Annotated in this window: 21 protein-coding genes; 7 read left to right on the top strand and 14 right to left on the bottom strand. The window is 44.8% G+C overall.

Annotated features, from left to right (window positions below; translation table 11 throughout):
- Nucleotides 1–108: 108 nt before the first annotated feature.
- The 7 genes from VGB26_00175 to VGB26_00145 all read right to left on the bottom strand — a co-directional run bounded on the left by VGB26_00175 (nucleotide 109) and on the right by VGB26_00145 (nucleotide 7,361).
- Nucleotides 109–690 carry a response regulator gene (locus VGB26_00175; GenBank protein HEX9756196.1) on the bottom strand — a complete coding sequence of 194 codons (582 nt, stop codon included), beginning with the start codon at nucleotides 688–690 and terminating at the stop codon, nucleotides 109–111.
- Between the two features lie 51 nt (nucleotides 691–741).
- Nucleotides 742–1,011 (bottom strand): hypothetical protein, encoded by a 270-nt coding sequence (locus VGB26_00170; protein HEX9756195.1) that lies wholly within the window; start codon nucleotides 1,009–1,011, stop codon nucleotides 742–744.
- Nucleotides 1,004–1,957 (bottom strand): kelch repeat-containing protein, encoded by a 954-nt coding sequence (locus VGB26_00165; protein HEX9756194.1) that lies wholly within the window; start codon nucleotides 1,955–1,957, stop codon nucleotides 1,004–1,006. The genes VGB26_00170 and VGB26_00165 overlap by 8 nt, the downstream gene beginning before the upstream one ends.
- A 227-nt stretch (nucleotides 1,958–2,184) precedes the next feature.
- Entirely contained in the window at nucleotides 2,185–2,964 is a 780-nt protein-coding gene (locus VGB26_00160) for an enoyl-CoA hydratase (GenBank protein ID HEX9756193.1), read from the bottom strand.
- Between the two features lie 155 nt (nucleotides 2,965–3,119).
- Nucleotides 3,120–4,331 (bottom strand): 3-hydroxyacyl-CoA dehydrogenase NAD-binding domain-containing protein, encoded by a 1,212-nt coding sequence (locus tag VGB26_00155; protein HEX9756192.1) that lies wholly within the window; start codon nucleotides 4,329–4,331, stop codon nucleotides 3,120–3,122.
- A 103-nt stretch (nucleotides 4,332–4,434) separates the two neighbouring features.
- Nucleotides 4,435–5,625, bottom strand: coding sequence for a thiolase family protein (locus tag VGB26_00150; protein ID HEX9756191.1), 1,191 nt, complete (start codon nucleotides 5,623–5,625; stop codon nucleotides 4,435–4,437).
- A 53-nt stretch (nucleotides 5,626–5,678) separates the two neighbouring features.
- Complete coding sequence (locus VGB26_00145; protein HEX9756190.1) at nucleotides 5,679–7,361, bottom strand: long-chain fatty acid--CoA ligase; 1,683 nt, start codon at nucleotides 7,359–7,361, stop codon at nucleotides 5,679–5,681.
- Nucleotides 7,362–7,632: 271 nt separating this feature from the next.
- Between VGB26_00145 and VGB26_00140 the strand changes: the two genes are divergently transcribed.
- Nucleotides 7,633–8,760 carry an HD domain-containing phosphohydrolase gene (locus VGB26_00140; protein HEX9756189.1) on the top strand — a complete coding sequence of 376 codons (1,128 nt, stop codon included), beginning with the start codon at nucleotides 7,633–7,635 and terminating at the stop codon, nucleotides 8,758–8,760.
- A 64-nt stretch (nucleotides 8,761–8,824) separates the two neighbouring features.
- Here VGB26_00140 and VGB26_00135 read toward each other — a convergent pair whose 3' ends face one another.
- The 6 genes from VGB26_00135 to VGB26_00110 form a co-directional block, all read right to left on the bottom strand.
- Nucleotides 8,825–9,259: a hypothetical protein gene (locus tag VGB26_00135; GenBank protein ID HEX9756188.1), complete on the bottom strand. Its 435-nt coding sequence runs from the start codon at nucleotides 9,257–9,259 to the stop codon at nucleotides 8,825–8,827.
- 55 nt (nucleotides 9,260–9,314) lie between these two features.
- Nucleotides 9,315–9,881, bottom strand: coding sequence for a cyclic nucleotide-binding domain-containing protein (locus tag VGB26_00130; GenBank protein ID HEX9756187.1), 567 nt, complete (start codon nucleotides 9,879–9,881; stop codon nucleotides 9,315–9,317).
- Nucleotides 9,878–10,633 carry an amidohydrolase gene (locus tag VGB26_00125; GenBank protein ID HEX9756186.1) on the bottom strand — a complete coding sequence of 252 codons (756 nt, stop codon included), beginning with the start codon at nucleotides 10,631–10,633 and terminating at the stop codon, nucleotides 9,878–9,880. The genes VGB26_00130 and VGB26_00125 overlap by 4 nt, the downstream gene beginning before the upstream one ends.
- Before the next feature lie 266 nt (nucleotides 10,634–10,899).
- Complete coding sequence (locus VGB26_00120) at nucleotides 10,900–11,457, bottom strand: DUF4124 domain-containing protein (protein ID HEX9756185.1); 558 nt, start codon at nucleotides 11,455–11,457, stop codon at nucleotides 10,900–10,902.
- A gap of 59 nt (nucleotides 11,458–11,516) precedes the next feature.
- Complete coding sequence (locus VGB26_00115; protein HEX9756184.1) at nucleotides 11,517–12,491, bottom strand: HD domain-containing phosphohydrolase; 975 nt, start codon at nucleotides 12,489–12,491, stop codon at nucleotides 11,517–11,519.
- A gap of 258 nt (nucleotides 12,492–12,749) precedes the next feature.
- A complete protein-coding gene (locus VGB26_00110; GenBank protein ID HEX9756183.1) occupies nucleotides 12,750–13,301 on the bottom strand; it encodes a YqgE/AlgH family protein in 552 nt (183 codons plus the stop codon).
- Between the two features lie 270 nt (nucleotides 13,302–13,571).
- On the opposite strand from VGB26_00110, the gene VGB26_00105 reads away from it, so the two are divergent.
- The 5 genes from VGB26_00105 to VGB26_00085 all read left to right on the top strand — a co-directional run bounded on the left by VGB26_00105 (nucleotide 13,572) and on the right by VGB26_00085 (nucleotide 17,348).
- A complete protein-coding gene (locus VGB26_00105; protein HEX9756182.1) occupies nucleotides 13,572–13,889 on the top strand; it encodes a hypothetical protein in 318 nt (105 codons plus the stop codon).
- 243 nt (nucleotides 13,890–14,132) lie between these two features.
- Complete coding sequence (locus VGB26_00100; protein ID HEX9756181.1) at nucleotides 14,133–14,621, top strand: nuclear transport factor 2 family protein; 489 nt, start codon at nucleotides 14,133–14,135, stop codon at nucleotides 14,619–14,621.
- 15 nt (nucleotides 14,622–14,636) lie between these two features.
- A complete protein-coding gene (locus VGB26_00095) occupies nucleotides 14,637–15,389 on the top strand; it encodes an ATP-binding cassette domain-containing protein (protein HEX9756180.1) in 753 nt (250 codons plus the stop codon).
- On the top strand, nucleotides 15,386–16,888 hold the full coding sequence (locus tag VGB26_00090) for a glycine betaine ABC transporter substrate-binding protein (protein HEX9756179.1): 1,503 nt from the start codon (nucleotides 15,386–15,388) through the stop codon (nucleotides 16,886–16,888). Before VGB26_00095 ends, VGB26_00090 begins: the two co-directional genes overlap by 4 nt.
- A 49-nt stretch (nucleotides 16,889–16,937) precedes the next feature.
- Nucleotides 16,938–17,348 carry a secondary thiamine-phosphate synthase enzyme YjbQ gene (locus tag VGB26_00085; GenBank protein HEX9756178.1) on the top strand — a complete coding sequence of 137 codons (411 nt, stop codon included), beginning with the start codon at nucleotides 16,938–16,940 and terminating at the stop codon, nucleotides 17,346–17,348.
- 84 nt (nucleotides 17,349–17,432) lie between these two features.
- On the opposite strand, the gene VGB26_00080 is transcribed toward VGB26_00085, so the two are convergent.
- Nucleotides 17,433–17,690, bottom strand: coding sequence for a hypothetical protein (locus VGB26_00080; GenBank protein HEX9756177.1), 258 nt, complete (start codon nucleotides 17,688–17,690; stop codon nucleotides 17,433–17,435).
- Between the two features lie 670 nt (nucleotides 17,691–18,360).
- Here VGB26_00080 and VGB26_00075 point away from each other — a divergent pair.
- A partial coding sequence (locus VGB26_00075; GenBank protein ID HEX9756176.1) for a transposase occupies nucleotides 18,361–19,017 on the top strand: 657 nt, incomplete at its 3' end.

The raw sequence follows: 19,017 nt of genomic DNA, 5'->3' as shown, positions 1-19,017 counted from the left end.
TCGGGAAGACTGACAATTACTCCTTTTGGGTTCAAATGTCAAGATGAAGGGAAGGCGGATATGGAGAAAGAGGAATTGATTTATGAAGGTTTGGACCTCTACTTTTAATCAAGGAGATGAGGTTTGGTTTTTTTTAATGAGGAAACTGACCAGTTGCTTTACCCGTTTTAAGAGTTGATCGGGTTCACTTCCGTTTCCTTTGTTGATGTAGCTGGCAGGGGGGAAGAGGGACAATTTCTTTTTTAGATCCTCGTTGCATGGTAAGGAAGAGAAAAAAATGAGGGGGGTGGCAGGGGTTATTTGAAAACGTTCTTCCAGGGAACGGATAATTCGTGCGGCCGATATTCCATTCATCACCGGCATCTCTAGGTCCAGAATAATACAATCAACGGGCTTTCCCTCCGAGAACTTTTTGGAAATCAAGGTCACGGCCTGTTGCCCATCGGCTAAGACTAAAATTTCTTCGGCAATACCACTTTCTTGAAGTTGGGTTTTCATTAAATTTCGGATCATATCGGAATCATCAGCGGTAACCATGCACCTGACTTTGGTCACAACATGATCATCCTGAACCACGTCCAGGACAAAACCGCAAAAATCGCAGGCCATTTCGCGATTCCCTTCCCGTATGATCGAATGATAGGACACATCCTCATCACAGCACATGCAATATTTTTTATCACTGGACATTCCTCGCTCCAATTATTTCATTTTTGTTCGCAGGAAATTTTAAAAAAACGTTTACTCTTGTATATCTTTAAATTCCTCTAAAGAATTTTCCAGTATTTTTTTTTGACGGGTTGATCCAATTTTTGCCAGGTCAAAGGCCACATACGCCAATGACCCAAAAATGGCCAGTACAATGACCATTTGTACTACTTTCCAGGGTTTACGGATCACCCATAAAAGGAAAACCAAAAGAAGAGCAATTCCCATCCATTTGACGGATAGGGCCGAAAATCCACTGGTTTTGGAAATCCAGTTCACGATTATATCTAGTTTTTCAATCACTGAATTGGAAGACCTCCACCACATTACTCCGTGATCCTCCCGGCTGTGTTCCCCCGGAAATCACGAACAGTTTATTTTGAAAAACCACGGCACCGATACCGTGGCGTGCGGTGGGAAGGGGCGCCAATTTCTGCCAGGTGTTGGAATGGGGATGATAGGCTTCATTTTCAACAAATGCTTTTCCCGTTCCTTCCCCTCCCACAACCAAAAGGCGCTGGTTTATTACACCAGCACCGAATCCAGATCGAGGGGTAGGGAGTTTTTCAGCTGAAGCCCACTGGTCTTTTTTAGGATCATAGATTTCATTGAGATCTAAGTTTTTATGGTATGAGGATTTCAATCTTCCTCCAATAACAAAAATTTTTCCTTCAAAGACTCCTGACCCCAGGTGATCACGAGGGGTGGGAAGGAAAGCCCGTTTTTCCCAAAGGCCGGTGGATGGATCATAAACTTCATGAGCCCCCTCGTTACCGTTTTCCCCTAAACCCCCAATGGCGTGAAGTTTCCCATTTAGAACTGCCACTGTTAGTGCACCACGGGGTGTGGGCATGGAGGATTTTCTATTCCACGTGTCTTTTTTGGGGTCATATTCAAATAGATCTTTGACCGGTTTCCAAGAAAAGGTATTTCTAAAACCACCGATAACATACACTTTTCCCCCAACCGTTCCAATGCCAACATGGTGCAGGGCCATGGGTAGGGGAGAAAGGGATTGCCAGGAATTCTTATTGGGTTCGTAGACTTCAACCCTATCCGTGACACCAAAGCGCCCAAAACCACCCACGACATAGATTTTTTCTCCCGCCACGGTTGCTGCGACTTCAGTTCGTTTTGAGGGAGCTGGAGAAAGGGTTTCCCATTTACCTAAATCGGAAGATGCGAGAATTTCTTGAGAGCAGAACCAAACAGAAAAAAAGAGGAAGACCCCAACCAAAACCTTAACCATCTTGCGCTTCCTAAATTAGACTTATTATACCAAGGAGGGACACCTAGTCAACCTTTACCCCCTTAACTTCAAAACATATTTTCAATATCAATATTGAAATTGGGCCAAAAAAGTTGGCCGAAACCGGTTCCCTGTTGGGGACCTCCTGATGTGTTTGGGGTATTTTGAGGTTTTCCCCAGATGGGTTTCCGGATGGGACTGGGGCAAAATCTTTTAATATCAATTGTTTATTTATTTTGAAACTTAGGCTGTCTTTTTTCAATTAAAGCGGTGACACCCTCCTTCTTATCCTCTGTTTCACACAGTTCACCAAACAATTGAGACTCCAGTTTGAGTCCCTTGTCAAGTGATTGCTGGTTTCCTTCCCGGATGGCTTTCAAAGCCGCGGCAACGGCCAGGTGGCCTTTTGTGGCTATTTTTTTTGCCAACCCTTGGGCCTGTTTGAGGACTTCTGAGTCTGGAACGACCTTATTGATCAATCCGAAATTTTTGGCTTCTTGGGCATTGATCATGTCCCCGGTTAATATCCATTCAATGGCTTTTGATTTTCCCACCAATCTGGGTAACCGCTGTGTTCCTCCAAATCCCGGGATAATTCCCAGGTTAATTTCGGGTAGTCCTAAGCGGGTTCTCTCTCCTGCCACACGAAGATGGCACGCCATTGCCAATTCCAATCCCCCGCCCAAGCACATGCCCTGGATGGCGGCAATGACGGGTTTGGAAAGATTTTCAATTTTATTAAAAATAGCCTGACCCAAAGCGGTGACTTCTTCACCCTGCTTTGCGGTGGTGAGAGAATGAATTTCTTTAATATCTGCACCCGCGATAAAAAAAGTTCCCGCTCCCGTAAAAATAATGACTTTTACGTCATTATTTTTTTCCATTTGGTCAAAAACCTGGGATAATTCATTCATGACGGGTGTATTCAGTGCGTTGGCAGGGGGATTGTTGATGGTGATGGTTGCGATTCCATCCTCAATGACGGTTTGAATCAATGGGTTACCCAAGTGTTTCCTCCTTCAAGGAAGCATTAACAGTTTTTATGGATTTTTCGATCTCTAAAAACATCAGGAAAAAATTCTCTCCCTTTCCTTCAAAAAAAACGGAAAGGCGAAAAAAAACAAGATAGGGAGCGGATCAATTTTCCCTGAAAATAGATAGGTCAATAATTAAAAAACCCCCGTCCGGATTTTACCCCTAAAAATCCTGCGTCCACCATTCTTTTTAACATGGGTGCAGGCCAAAAACGAGGACCTAGCTCTTTTGAAAACTTTTCCAACTCTTTTAAAACCACATCAATTCCTATTTGGTCCGCGTAGTGAAGGGGCCCCCCTTTTTCTTGGGGGAAGTCTGTCCCCGCCATCATGGCGATATCAATATCGGCCGCTGTGGATACCCCTTCCTGCAGGCAAACCACACCTTCATTGACCATGGAAAGGAGCAGTCGATTTGGAGAAAAAGAGGTTTTTTTGAGATGATATTCATCATACACTTTTTTTAGGATTTTAACCAGAACATCGTCGTGTGCATCGGTATACGTATAAAACCCTGCTCCATTTTTGGTTCCCAACCTTCCCGTTTGTACCATCACATCCAATAGTTGGGCGGGGGCCATTCGAGGGCCAAATGAATCATAAAGGATTTTTGCTACTTTTTCCGCAATGTCTATTCCAATCATATCTAGTAGTGTAAAAGGGCCCATGGGCATTCCGAAGGAAACCATGGCATTATCCATTTCTTTCATGGACGATGCTCCTTCTTGCAGAGCCAAGGCTGCTTCATTTAAATAAGGCATCAACAGGCGGTTGACCAAGAAACCTGCGCATTCTTGAACCCGAACCGGGATTTTTCGCACACTCTCAGAAAAGGCCACCACATCCTCAACCGTTTCGGAGGATGTCGCCATTCCCGGGATGACTTCCACCAATTTCATGACGTGGGCGGGATTGAAAAAATGCATTCCCACCACCTTATCAGGACGTTTGGTAACGGATCCGATGGAGGAGATGGAGAGAGAGGAAGAGTTGGTTGCAAAAATGGTGGATTCTGGACATAGGTCATCCAAATCACCAAAGACCTGTTGCTTCACCTTAAGATCTTCAAAGACCGCTTCAATAACCAAATCCACGTCTTTGAAATCATCGTAGGTGGTTGCCCCGGTTACCAAAGCCATTTTTTGTTCCATTTCGGTTGAGGTCATTTTGCCTTTTTGAACCCTTCCCTCATAAATTTTTCGGATGGTCCCAATTCCTTTTTGAACCGCTTCTTCTTTTACATCTTTTAATATGACGGGAAGGCCGGAGTAAGTAATCACCTGAGCAATTTGGGCTCCCATGGTTCCCGCCCCAATGACGGCTGCTTTGTAAATATACATAGTGTAGACCTCGCCTTTTGCAATCAGAAATCAGAGGTCAGACCGGTTTTTCCTTCTTAATAATAGAACCAGAAATACAGGCCAATCCCTGACGGGTTATTTTTTATTTTCTTTCCAAAACCATTGCAGCGCCCAGTCCCCCACCGACGCAAAGGGAAACAACGCCCAATGAAAGATCGCGACGTTGCATTTCTCGCAAAAGGGCAATGACCAGCCGGGTCCCGCTCATCCCAACTGGATGTCCCAAGGCGATAGCCCCCCCGTTTACATTCACGATTTCACGGTTGAGATTTAATTTTTTTTCGACCGCCAAGTATTGGGCGGCAAAGGCTTCATTGACTTCAATCAGTTGTACATCGCTGAGTTGGGCTTTTGCACGTTCTAAGGCGCGGGGAATGGCTTCAGCCGGACCGATACCCATCCGTTGGGGTTCTACCCCGACGAAAGCATAGGAACGGATGGTTCCTAAAGGTTCATAACCCAGCGCCCTTGCTTTTTCCGAAGACATTACCAGTACAGCGGCGGCTCCATCATTGAGGGAACAAGAATTTCCTCCGGTGACTGATCCCCCCTCCTTGAAAATCGGGGGATAAAGTGAGAGGACCTGTTGGGTCAGAGCCACATTGGGGCCCTCATCTTGACTAAAAGGTTCCGGAATCACCTCTTTTCCCGCGGCTTTCTTGGGAACCGTTACCGAGATAATTTCATCTTTAAATTTTCCCTCTCGAATGGCTCGGAAGGCCTTTTTATGGCTTTCCACTGTAAATTTATCCTGTTCTTCTCGGGAGATTTGAAACTCCTCCGCAAGGTTCTCAGCCGTGATCCCCATAATTTGTCCGCAAAACCCATCCGTGAGTCCTTCCCAAATGCTATCGATAAATTCAGCGTGCCGGAGTCTTTTTCCCCATCTCATGTCCCGGCTGATGTAGGGGGCCCGGCTCATGCTTTCAATTCCCCCGGCAATTTGAACCTCACCATCTCCACAGAAAATATTCTGGTAGGCATTCACGATGGCTTGTAAACCCGAGGAGCAGTTTCTTTGTACGGTATAAGCTGGAACGCGAATCGGCAGCCCTGCCATCAATGTGGAAACCCGTGCCAAATTGGTTGCATCGCTGTAATTTCCAACAGATCCCATCACCACTTCCTCTAACACATTGACATCCAGGTTGGTTCTACGGACGAGTTCGCGAATCACCAGTTCACCCATTTTATGGGCCGTGACATCTTTAAGAGCCCCACCGAAGTTTCCAATTGGCGTTCTGACCCCATCGATAATGACAATTTCCTTCATATGGTCTCCTTCCTTACTAAAAATCCATCATTTAATTTACTGCCGAAGTGGGGCTACGCAGAAACCTTTAGTTTTTTGAGCTCTTCTTCCAATAAAACTCGGCGAAGAATTTTTCCAATCATGGTTTTGGGAAGTTCCTGCCGAAACTCAATTTGTTTAGGAACTTTAAATTTAGCCAACCGCTCCCGACAAAATTGAAGGATCTCTTCTTCCGATGCGGTTTCCCCTTCCTTGAGGACAATATAAGCTTTGATTTTTTCTCCCAAAAATTGATCGGGAAGGCCAGCAATCACCGCTTCTTTTACTTTAGGGTGCTGAAATAGGACCTCTTCCACATCCCGGGGATATACATTTTCCCCGCTGGTTTTGATCATATCTTTTTTGCGATCGACAATATAAAAGTATCCTTCTTCATCCATTCGAGCCATATCTCCGGTATGAAGCCAACCTTCTCTAAGTACTTGTTGGGTTTCCTCTTCTTTTTTCCAATACCCTTTCATGACCTGTGGTCCTTGGACTACCAATTCCCCAATTTCTCCCACAGAAAGAACATTGGTTCCCTCCTCCATATCTACTACACGCGCATTGGTATCGGGAAAAGGAAGCCCAATGGAGCCTTTTTTCCGTAGACCGGAAATGGGATTGGCATGGGTCACCGGAGAGGCTTCCGTTAAACCGAACCCTTCGACCAGTTTTCCACCGGTCAATTTTTCGAACTGGTCCTGAACTTCCTTTTGTAAAGGCCCCGCTCCACTGATACAGGCCTGTATAGAGGAAATATCATATTTTTTTACCTGGGGGTGATTGTTGATGGCCACATACATGGCCTGAACGCCTGGAAAAATGGTTGGACGATACCGATTGATGGCTTTTAAAACATCGTCGGTTTTAAATTTTGGAAGAAGAACCATTGCGGAGGCGATATAAATCGAAAGATTCATGCAAACGCTCATACCATAAACATGAAAAAAAGGAATAACGGAAAGGAAAACTTCTTTTCCCTCCTTTAGATCGGCCATCCAGTGTCGGCACTGAACCGTGTTGGCCACCAAATTGTTATGGGTCAGCATGACCCCTTTTGGAATACCGGTGGTTCCGCCGGTGTATTGGAGAAGGGCCACATTTTCGGGATCACTTTCGATGGAAGAAGGGGGGGTGGGCGACGCTTCCTTCAATAAATTTTTAAAATCATAAAGAGGGGGTGCGATATTGACCGGGTTCCATTGTCCCTCTTTTTTGGCTTTGATGGGGTATAAAAATTTCAGAAGGAAGGGAAGATAATCCCGGACATTGGTGAGAATAACCTTTTTCAGAGGGGTTTTACCTATTAAATTTTGAATTCGGGGATAAAAAATATCCAGTGCAATTAGGATTTCGGATTCCGAATCGATTAATTGATGTTCAAGCTCTCTTTCCACATAAAGAGGATTGGTTTGAACCACAATGGCGCCCGCTTTTAAGATTCCATAATACCCAATGACGCATTGGGGAAGATTGGGAAGCATGATCGAAACCCTGTCCCCGGGTTTGACCCCCACACCGATGAGGGCATTAGCAAAACGGTTCACCTGGTCTTCTAATGAGGCGTAGTTGATCTCTGTTCCGTAATAGAAAACGGCTGGATTTTGTGGAAATTGTGATGCCGAATGGGTCAAAAACGAAGGGAGAACTGTTTTTGGGTATTCCAGAGAGGGGAGGACTTTGGGTTCATAGAACTTTAACCAAGGTTTTTCCAAGGTTCTCTCCTTCATTCCCAGTGGATGTTTTAGGAACCGATAGCGGTGATGGGTTGTTGGTTTAAAATGTAGTCCAGAGTGGCTGAATTGTCAAGAACAACGGATTCTAACCCCTTGTCTGTAAAGGAGATAAAAGATTGTTGGGGTTCAGTATTTATCAATGGGCGGATTTCAGATTACGGGTTTTTTAAGGAAAAGCATGCTTGACGATTAAGGCGTTGGTGGTATTCTAAATGAGCACCTATTAAACGGGAAGTGAGAGCGCAATACCATGTATCAAATTCCGGATACCTTAGGGGATTTGAATAAAAACGCTCCCCTCGCTGAAAAATTGACCTCTACTCATACTGCATTGAAGAGACAGTATGATTTCATCGATCGGATTTCGGTTGCTCTTTATGACCCGAAAACAGACCTATTAAAAACATTTATTCACAGCAGTGGGACCGATGAACCCCTTGGGAATTACCAAGCGGTACTGCGCCAGGTGGGGTCCCTCCAGGAAATTCTGCAAACCGGACATCCCAGAGTGGTTAATGATTTGGAAGTGTTTGGCCCGGGGAAGCAGGAACACACCCTTCGCATTGCCGCCCAGGGGTATGGTGCGAGTTACACCATGCCGATGTTTCTCAATGGAATGTTTTTTGGATTTGTTTTTTTCAATTCCTACCAAAAAAATTGCTTTGGGGAAAATGTTCTCCACACCCTGAACGTTTTCGGTCATTTAATTTCCTTAATCATCCTCAGTGACTTGACCAACTTCCGAACCATGTTGGCCACCGTGAAAGCCGCAAGGGATATGGCTTTTTTTCACGATAACGAAACGGGAGCCCATCTGGATCGAATGGCCCATTATTCGAGATTAATTGCCAAAACACTGGCTCCTAAATACCGCCTGGATGATGAATTGATTGAGCATATATTTTTGTTTTCCCCCCTTCATGACATCGGAAAAATCAGGATTCCGGATCGGATTCTACAGAAGACGGATAAATTGACCCAGGAGGAATATCAGATCATGAAAGGACATGCGATAAAAGGACGCGAAATTATTGATACCATTCTGAGGGATTTTGGTTTGGAAAGCCTCCATCACATCGATGTCCTAAGAAATATCGCGGAATTCCATCATGAAGCCATCAATGGGAGAGGGTATCCCCATGGTTTGGTGGGAGAGCGAATACCGATTGAGGCCCGGATTATTGCAGTGGCAGATATGTTTGATGCTTTAACCAGTAAACGGCCTTATAAAGAGGCCTGGCCCAATGAGGTGGCCTTCAACCTGCTGAAAGAGCTTGCAGGGGTTAGGCTGGATAGGGATTGTGTGGAAGCCCTGATTCAAAACCGAAGCGACATTGAGAAAATCCAAATCCGTTTCAAAGAAGAGTTATACAGTTAATTCGTTCTCTTTTCATGGAAAGCCTGAGGGGTTGATTGTCCGGGAACCCGCTCAATCCGATCCCTTAAATGGCCTCAATAGAGAGCATCAATAATTCCCCCTTCATTCCCGGGTGAAGGTCACAGCGAAAGGTAAGGTTTCCCTCTCTTAAAGGGGTGAAGTGAATTTGAATTTCCTGTTGAGGATTAATATATACCCCCCTGATTCCTTTTCCATAACTGATCCCGCTTTCAGTTTCAACCCTGACCTCTACTTCTTCCAACAGAGGGGAGGTAAAACCATGTTGGGTTTTGTCCAGGTTTTTAATCAAAATGGTGGCCGGCAGGTCTGGTTTTAAAAGTCCTCCGTGAAATTCGAATATGAAATTTCGGATCTGGATTTCAACGAAACCGGGTTTATGTTTAGCTGGAGAAGCGGATGCGCGAGGGTAACTTGAAAGAGGGAAAAACAAACAGCCGGTAATAACCAATACACCCATCGTCCATTGAACAAACCTCATGTAAATCCTCCTTATTTTTTAATTCAAATTTTTTTAAAACCGCTTGATCAAAACACTAAGAAAGTTTGGTTGTTGTTTTAAATTTTTTTTTCAGTTTACTTTTATCCAAGGTCTTATTCAACAATTGATCTCGTAAAGAGATATCTGACCGTAATAACTTTTCCCCCAATCCGATGGCCAAATTTCGATAAATAATCAACCCTATATCCGGTCGTTGGCGGGTTAATTCTGAAAGGTCGAGATGGTTCAGCGCCCCCGCTTCAACCCGGGTTTCAGCAACAGCCGTTGCTGAATGATTTTTCGAGGAAAGTAATGACAATTCACCAAAAATTTCTCCTTTTTTTACATAACCAATGGTTGCGGTGGGGTTGCCCATTCGGATACTGACCATGCCATCCAGGAGAATATACATGTTTACCGGTTCCTCCTTTTCGGCAAAAACCCGTTCTTTTTCTCGAAAAGTGGTTACCGAGAAGGTGCTGGCCAATCGTGTCAGCTGTTCATCATTCAGACCTGAAAACAAAAGGATTTCAGAGGCAACCTGGATGATCCGAGGCGCCACGTCTTTTAGGACAAACCCCCGCATCACCAAATCTGAAATAGCCTGAACGGAGGGGGTCATTCCAGTTTTGCCCGGCCGGCAATCACATTGGAGGCGGTTCCTGCATCAAAACGCCCCACGGAAACCACAGAGGGGTAGGTGGGATCCACTTCTCTGGATACAATGGTTTGAAGGGCCATTACCATCAAAGAGCCGATAACCACGGAATCGATGCTTTCATGGGGTCTTGCGCCATGGGCTCCTTGGCCAATGATTTCAATGGTAAAGGTGTCGGAGGAAGCATTGACAGCCCCCTCCGTTACCACCACCGTACCGGTTTTATAATGTCGGTCTAAATGGCCTCCAAAGATCATTCCCACCCCATCTAAAATTCCCTCGGCAATCATGGCCAGGGCCCAGGTTCCCTTTTCTTCAGCGGGTTGGAAAACAATCTTAACAGGGGCAGGAAGTGTATCTTCTTTTTTTAAAAGAAGGGCGGCACCCAATAGCATAGCGGTATGTCCATCATGGCCGCATGCGTGCATGACACCCGGATGAGCGGAGGAGAAATCAAGCCCGGTTTCTTCCTGGATGGGCAGGGCATCCATATCGGCCATCAGGGCGATACTGGGAACCCCTGGGGGGCCTGGAAATTCGGCCACCACCCCGGTTTTGGCGATGTTTTTTTTAAATTTGATTTTGTGCTCTTGAAGAAATTGACAAATGGTCTTAGCGGTTGTGTGCTCTTCCCAGCTTAATTCGGGGTTTTGATGAATATCCCGCCGGACGGAGATTATTTTTGAAAAGACCTCTTCCTGCCTTTTGGAGTCCATGGATACTCCTCTGGGTTTAGAATTTACCGCTATCTTCCTTCGGGGGAGGGGGAGGAAAAGAGGTGGCAGTAAAACTTAGAGTCTTCAGGTGTTTTCGTCACCTGGCTGAAAATCACACACATTATACCATTTGGTCTTTTATTTCACAATACCTTTGACCCCCATTTGGGCAGGATCCATTCAAAGGCCTTCGGAAAACGGTATTGAAATTCAATAAGGGAAGGAGAATTCCGTTGGACGCTAGACCTAGAGATCATTTTAAAATGTCAGGGATTAACCAAATTTAACAGGTTTTCTTTATTTTTAAAATCCTTTTCAACCTGTTCCACCTTTTTTTGAATTTTTTGAATCGGAGAAAATGAAGAAGACCCGGAAAGGGATGTTTCCATTGTTTGAAATGGGATGATTCCTCCTTGCACTAAAAAAATGATGGCAATGGCGATGCTAATAAAAGCCATCGCCAGAAGTTTAAATCCTATCCGAATGAGGGACCCTTTGAACCCTTTCAGGGTAAAACCCAAAAACATCAATACGGTTAACAGGATGAAAGCGGCGTAAAATAGGAATGAAGATTGGAGGGGGGGTCGGGGGTTCTCTTTTTCCTTTCTCGGAACCGGGGAATCGGCAATCAGATGGAGTGGCGGGAGATTCTTCTCTTGGATAATGTCCACCTCTTTTCGAAATTCCGGGGGCACCTTGGACATATCATTGGTAAAAACCTTTTGTCCTTGATGGTCTTTATATTGGTAGATTTCCGCTTTTCCCAAAAGGGGTTTTGAATTGAAAAGGATAAACAAGGATAAAATGAAAAACGTTACCTTCATTTTTTACTCCCGACATTCTTATTGAACAAACTTTGACCAAAAGCCGTTTGCTTTTTTGTTTATTTTTCGTAACCCCATAAACGGTAAGGGTTAATTTTTGATTTTAAGGAGGTACTGCTTAAAGTTTCCTTTACCCCATATTTTTTAAAACTGCAATCCCGTAGAACGGGTTCGGTTAAAGGAATGCCCTTTGGGCTAGCTACTACCTGGACAAGGGGTTGGTGGGCTTTTTCTCCCCGGTGGGTGACCACAGCCAATTCACCATTGATTAGGCGAACCAAGGTACCGGGAGGATATATTCCAACCACTTTGATCAACTGGGTAACCATCTCCAAATCCACATGCTGGTTTCGTTCAACCAAAAAGAGTTCTCTTAACCCTGTGTTGGGCAGTAGCCCCAAACGATAACCACGATTGGAAATTTTGGCACAAAAAATATCTGCAATGCTTAGGATGCGGGCCGCATCAGCTATAGCGTGGATTTGGACATCCTCCGGATAACCGGACCCATCCAAAAATTTGTGGTGTTGGTGTACCGCATCCAACCAAATTTTATCCTTCACCCCATACCTCCGTAATTTTTCAACCCCTTTTTCGGGATGCCGGTAGATTTCTTCTTTTTGAGATGGGGTTAATGGTTCCTTTTGAAAGAATAGCGTATCTTGCAGGGATACCATTGATATATTCATGGTTAGGGAAGCCGCTAGCAGCGAAAACCTTTTTGGGAGAGGGAAACCCAACGTTTTGGAAACCAGCTCACAAATTAAAGCGGTGTTGACGGGATGATTCACTGAGTAGCGCCCAGTGTGTTCGAGAAAAAGAGTTCCCAATACGGCATTTTCATCAAGGTGACACACCCGTTGGATGGCCTTACATAATCTCAGTATACGGATGGCAAACAAAACCTCGGTATGCATTCGGTCTAATAGTCGCTCCAAATCATTTTTGATTTGGCGAATGATGTCGAAAGGGGTGGTTTGACAAGGGGGGGCAAAATCGATCAATGGGTCTTGAACATGGACGGTTTCTGGCATCAATTTTCTTCTGTTTTTATTTAAGATTTATGGCATCTTCCTGATAAAATATACTTCAGAGGTCAGGTTTTGGCAAAATCCGGGTCTTTGAACTTTTGTTTTTTGATAGTGAAAAATGGATGGGTTGACCCCAACCCCTCTTTTCAAAGACGGGTATCTGGGGAGAAAGGCTGGGTGGAGACCGGACCCGTAATTTTTTAGGGAGGATCAAAAAAGAGGACCGGAAGAGGAAGAATAGAAAGGGTCAATTCAAGAGGATTAATTGAGATTCGGGTCGGGAGGCATGGTGGCGTAGATTTCCCATTCCCCTCCCAGGCGGTGCATCATCTCCTGCCACAGAAAGGTGGGATCGGGAATAAAAATGAGATCGGAATTGGCGGGGAGTAATTTCCATGCCCCTGTTTTAATTTCCGTTTCAAGTTGGCCTTGGCCCCATCCTGCATACCCCAGGAAACATTTAATTTTCCCTTCTGGACCTAACAAACCGGGAATTTTCATCATATCCAAGTCTTTTGCTAAGAAGATGTTTTTGAGAATGGTGCTTCCCTCGGTAGGTTCATTTCCATGGCAGAGGATTAACATTGCGCTTTTTTGGACGGGACCTCCAGAGAAAACTCTCCCGACGCCTGCAAGGTTGGGTAGGCTGTTAACGGCGGTAGACACTTCCACCTCTGTAGGGCGATTGAGAACTAACCCAAGAGATCCCTCTGGACCGTGTTCACATAGCAGTACCACAGTCTGCCAAAAGTTTGGGTCCCGGAGAATTGGGGTTGCAATCAAAAATTTCCCTTTTACAATTTTTTGATCCATTGAAGTCTCTTATGTAAAGCCAGGCAACGATTAATCTTAACGATATTGTGGTGTTATGGCAAGGGGAAATTGGTTTTTTTAAAGATGGGTTTGGGAAAGGCCTCTTTTACAAGAGGCAAGGGGGAGCGTTCAACCGTTGACAGTTTAAAAAATTAGGATACCCTTTAATGGAGCCCCTCCAGTAGGGCCCACAAATGTTTCGCCATTGAATCAATTATTTCTTGCAGACACAAGATAAAATTGATAATCTGACATTTTTGGAGAGAGGAAATGAGCGAAATTCTGCCTACTCTGGTTTGGACCCTGATTTTGGCGAGTTTTAGTTGGTTTTTTATGGTTGCAAAGGTATTTTCAATTCTTAGAAAAAGGCACCAAATGGCTTATGATGCTTTGGTAAAATCCTCCTACCTTTTTATCCCCGGGTTTCGGAAAAATATGGATACCATTCGGTTTCTTAGAAAAGGGCATTACCGTTCCCTGAATGACAGTGAACTCACTCGTTTATGTAACTTTATGAAAAGCTTCCTTTATTGCTACGTGGCCTTCTTCATGACCTTTGTGGGTTTACTCTCTACCACCGTTGGGTGAATCTTCACCCAAGTTTTTTTTATGCCTTCCAATTCCTTTTTTCCTTTTTGGTTGACCCTTCCTATGGTTTGGTTTATACAAGACCTCAAGGCTTTCAATAAATTTAAAGTTTGAACGTTTTATGTGAAAAACGTTTTCTTTTTTTAGGGAAGAAATATGAAATGGAATAGGCCTTTCCTCTGTTGGGCGATCATCATTTTTTCTTTGTTTTGGTTTATTTCCTTCACCATGGAGGTAAGGGCCGTGGAAACCCTGAATCCGAAAAAGATCCAATCCATCTTGGATAAAATGGATGATGCCATTCGAAAAAGAGATGCCAATACGCATATTCAGTTCATGGCACCGGATGTTTCCATTCACGTTACCCTAAAAGATGAAAACGGAACCCAAAAGCTGAATTTTAATCGGGAAGAGTACCGCCAGCATTTGATCGACGCTTTTGGTGTGGTGGAGGATTATACCTTTTCCAGATCGACGCTCGATATTCAAATTGAAAACGGTGGTTTTAAAGGCACCGCCGTCACCCACGTCCTTGAAAAAATTACCATCCGAGGAATAAGGTTGCAAAGCACAACACGTGAAATTTCAAAATTTAAGTTGATCAATGGAAAAATTTTGCTCACTTCATTAGAGGTGGTATCCCAGTTAGAGCAGACTGAGGGTTTTTCAACCGAATATTTAATTTTGGATCAAAAGGAACACGTTTTTGTTTTTTTAACCTCTTTCAATTAACTGATCATCGGGATCATGCTTGAACTCCAAGGTGTTGCAAAAAGTTACCAATCCTCTGTTGCTTTAAAAGACACCGATTTATCTATTCTTTCCAGAAAAACCACTGTTCTCATCGGACCCAGCGGTTGTGGCAAGTCTACCATCCTTCGCATGCTGGTGGGGTTGATTCAACCTGACCAGGGACAGGTTCTTTTTGAAGGAACCGCCCTTTCCCCAGAAAATATTTTTACCTTTCGAAAGCGTTTTGGATATGTGATCCAAGAGGGAGGACTTTTCCCTCACCTGTCGGCGCGGGAAAATATCGTTCTCATGGCAAAGTATTTGGGTTGGTCCTTGGAGGAGCGGGAAGTGCGTTTGGCCAAAATGGTTACCCTTACCCGGTTTCCCGAAGAAGGACTGGACCGCTTCCCTTCCCAGTTATCGGGTGGGCAACGCCAGCGTGTGGCTTTGATGCGTGCTTTGATGCTAGACCCTGACGTGCTTTTGTTGGATGAGCCTTTGGGCGCACTGGACCCGATGATTCGGTATGGACTTCAAAATGATTTGAAGGACATTTTTCAAACATTGGAAAAAACGGTGGTCATAGTTACTCATGATATGGGTGAAGCGGCTTTTTTTGGGGATGTCATTGTTTTGTTACGTGAGGGGAACATTATCCAGCAAGGAAGCATTCGAGACCTGATGGAGATCCCTTGCGACCCTTTTGTGAAACAGTTTATTCGAGCTCAGCGTTTTCCCCTCGAAACCAAAATGGGTAACTCATCATGAGTGGGAATGGCCGATTGGGTTTTTTTCTTTTTTTATTTCTTTCTACGGGATATCTGTTTCCATCGCTTGGAGCTTCGGAACAGGTGCTAACCATCGGTTCAAAAAAATTTACAGAATCGGTCATCCTTGGGGAAATGATGGGTCTTCTTTTCGAACAAAAAGGTCAAGAGGTGGTTCATCGGCGGGAGTTGGGAGGAACCCGGGTTTTATGGAATGCTTTGCTATCCGGAGAAATTGACATCTATCCGGATTATACAGGGACCCTCCGGTATGAAATCCTGGCGGGGACTCCTCTGCAAAATGAGGAAGACCTTCTCCAGGCTTTAAAGAAAAAAGGCATTCTCATGAGCCAACCCTTGGGTTTTAATAATACCTACGCCATCGGAATGCGGGAGGAGGTAGCGGATGGGTTAGGGGTCCGCCGGATTTCAGACCTGGTTCATCACCCAGAGCTGGTGTTTGGATTTACCAATGAATTTATGGACCGAAACGATGGATGGCCCGGTCTTAAGGAAGTCTACCATCTACCTCAAACCAACGTGAACGGTTTGGACCACGACCTGGCCTACCGGGGACTGGACATGGGTTCGATTCAAGTCATGGACCTTTATTCCACCGATGCGGAAATTGCCTACTATGGGCTCCGGGTACTTGAGGATGATCATGGCTATTTTCCCGATTATCATGCTGTTTTACTGTATCGCTCAGATTTGTTCCAGCGTTTTCCTGAAGCGGTGAAGGTTTTGAAATGGCTGGAGGGAAGAATCATCGATTCGGACATGGTTGTCTTAAATGCTGCCTCCAAAATTAATCGGATTTCAGAAACTCGGGTAGCAGCGGATTTTCTTGAAAACCACCTTGGGGTCAAAACCCATTTCCAAGAAGAGACCCCTGTGCAACAATTATGGCGCTATACCCAAGAACACCTTTTTTTAGTTGGGGTCTCTCTTTCAGGTGCCATTCTCCTGTCGGTCCCCCTGGGGGTTTTTGCGGACCGGCGCCCACGGATTGGACAAATGATTTTGGGGACCGCGGGGATGTTCCAAACAGTTCCTTCCTTAGCCCTTTTGGTTTTTATGATTCCTTTTTTTGGAATTGGTGGCCCCCCTGCCGTAATGGCCCTTTTTCTATATAGTCTTTTACCCATTATTCGAAACACCTATACCGGTCTCAAGGAAATTCCTCTTTCTATTCGAGAGTCCGCTGTTGCCTTGGGTTTACCTTCTGGGTGGCGGTTATTTCGTATTGAATTGCCGATGGCTTCACGAACCATTTTAGCCGGAATAAAAATATCTGCCGTCATTAATATCGGGACCGCAACATTAGGGGCACTGATTGGGGCAGGGGGTTACGGCCAGCCTATTTTAACCGGTATTCGTCTTGATGACGTGGGTCTGATTTTACAAGGGGCGGTTCCCGCCGCCCTTTTAGCTTTATTTGCACAAGGAATATTTGAGATCGGGGAACGTTTTCTTGTTCCGAAAGGATTGCGTTTATAAGTTTTTCATTTTTTAGGAAAACCTTCCTTGAATAGGAGAAAAGCTTTCCATGAACGCCACTTTTTTAAAGATAAAGACAAACGATTCCCACCAGGTGGTTGATATCACCCGGAAAGTGAATCAGGTCCTTCAACAGGGAAATATTCAAAACGGGTCCTGTCATCTTTTTATTCAGCATACCACTGCTGCGCTGACCGTTGGTGAGGTGGGAGAAGGGACCGAAGACGATCTATTGGATGTTTTAAACGCAATGATACCCAAAATCCTCTTCCGCCATGCCCATGACCCAACTCACGCTCCCTCCCATATGATTGCCTCTATTCTGGGACCCAGCCTTACAGTTCCCATTGCCGGTGGGAACCTTTGCCTTGGAACCTGGCAGAGTATTTTGTTGGTGGAATTGGATGGCCCAAGGGAAAGAAAAATTTCAATAAAATTATTCAGGGAAGAGGGTGTTTAAAAATTATGGGTCTTCGTGAAATCGAGTTGGTAAAAATTGTTAAAAAGTGTTTAAGGTCCATACAGGGCAAGGGTCAAGTCAAAGTCATTCTGTGGTTGAAGCCTTTGAAGTATTAGAGGTTCCTGCAAAATCCAGTTCGTCATTCCCGAATGGTTTTATCGGAAATCCAGGATTCAAAAAATCAACATCTTCTGGATTCCCGCTCCCCGATAAAGTCATTCGAGGACAGGCTTCGCGGGAATGACGGGAAGGGCCTGGATTTTCGCTTTCCCCTGCCTGCAAGTGCCCGCCGGACAGACGGGTAATGACGAAATTTACCCACTCACTTCCACGATGAGCCAAAATTCCAAACCTTTCAAAACAACTATTGTGGTGGGTATAAACCAGGAAACTCCCAATGTGAATTTCTTCCTGAACTTCGCGCGTCGAGAAACATTAGGAACTATACAGCTTTCAAATCGTAATTTTGACTTCAGATTAACTTTGTAAAAGAATTATACTACTGTAATATAATATTCTGATAGCCCTTTTTCATGGAAAATGGCATGCTCCAGAACACATTCCAGGGGAGTGGGCTTTTGTTTGGACTTCTTAACACGATAATGGTCTAATGGTATCTACCTAAGGCAACGGTCAATATCAGCAAAGACACATCAGGGAGGATAATCGTTGCCTTCCCATATGACCCGTCAAGTGTTGCAAAGGTTAAAACGATAGAGGGGCATAGGTGGTACCCTGAGAAGAAACACTGGAGTTTCCCCAATTCTGATGGGACGTTAGAGAAGATTCTAAAGGTCCTTGATGGAGAAGAAGTTCGCGTAGAACCTGCCCTGCAAGTAAAACCTCTCTCTCCTGGAGAGGGGTCGAGGGAGAGGAGAGGGGTCAGAGAGGGGTCAAATCTCGTCTTGATTCAAGGAGAGGGGGAGAGGGGTCAAATCTCGTCTTGATTCATGTTAGGAGAGGGGTCAAATCTCGTCTTGATTCATGTTTGAAACTATGGTAGGCTCCCTTCATGTCCCGTCCACTTCGAATCGAATATCCCGATGCCTATTACCATGTCATGAACCGGGGTCTGGCCTATCAGAAAATTTTCACTGATCGGGTAGACCGAGAATTGTTTTTAAACCTGCTGGGTGAATGCCATCAGATGTGGGGCATTGAAGTGTTTGCCTATTGTTTGATGGGAAATTACTACCACGTTCTTCTTCAAACCCCTCAAGCCAATCTATCGCGAATCATGCGTCACTTGGATGGGTTGTATACCCAACGTTATAATAGGAGACATCATCGGGATGGTCCGCTGTTCAGGGGTAGGTACAAGGCCATTGTCGTGGATGAGGAGTCGTATTTATTAAGTGTGGTACGGTATATCCACCGAGATCCTGTTGAAGCAGGGTTGGTTCGAGGTTTAGATCGATATCCATGGAGCAGTTATCGGATGTATATGAAAAAAGAGAAAAGGCCCCAATGGTTGGATGTGAAGCAGGTATTGGGGCGGTTTCCTAAAAAGGGGCGGTTAGAGGCATTTCAGGAGTATATGGGGTCTGAGGTAGAAGACAGATTAAGGAGGTTTTATTCCAGTCGGAAATGGGTGCCCGTATTAGGGGGAGAGAGTTTTGTAGAGAAGATACGAAAGCAAATAAAAAGAGCGGGGAAGAAGGTTCAAGAG

It is taken from the genome of Nitrospiria bacterium, assembly GCA_036397255.1.
Taxonomy (GTDB): Bacteria; Nitrospirota; Nitrospiria; order DASWJH01; family DASWJH01; genus DASWJH01.
The sequence above is the reverse complement of the archived record's forward strand: the minus strand, read 5'-3'. Positions and strand labels throughout refer to the sequence as shown.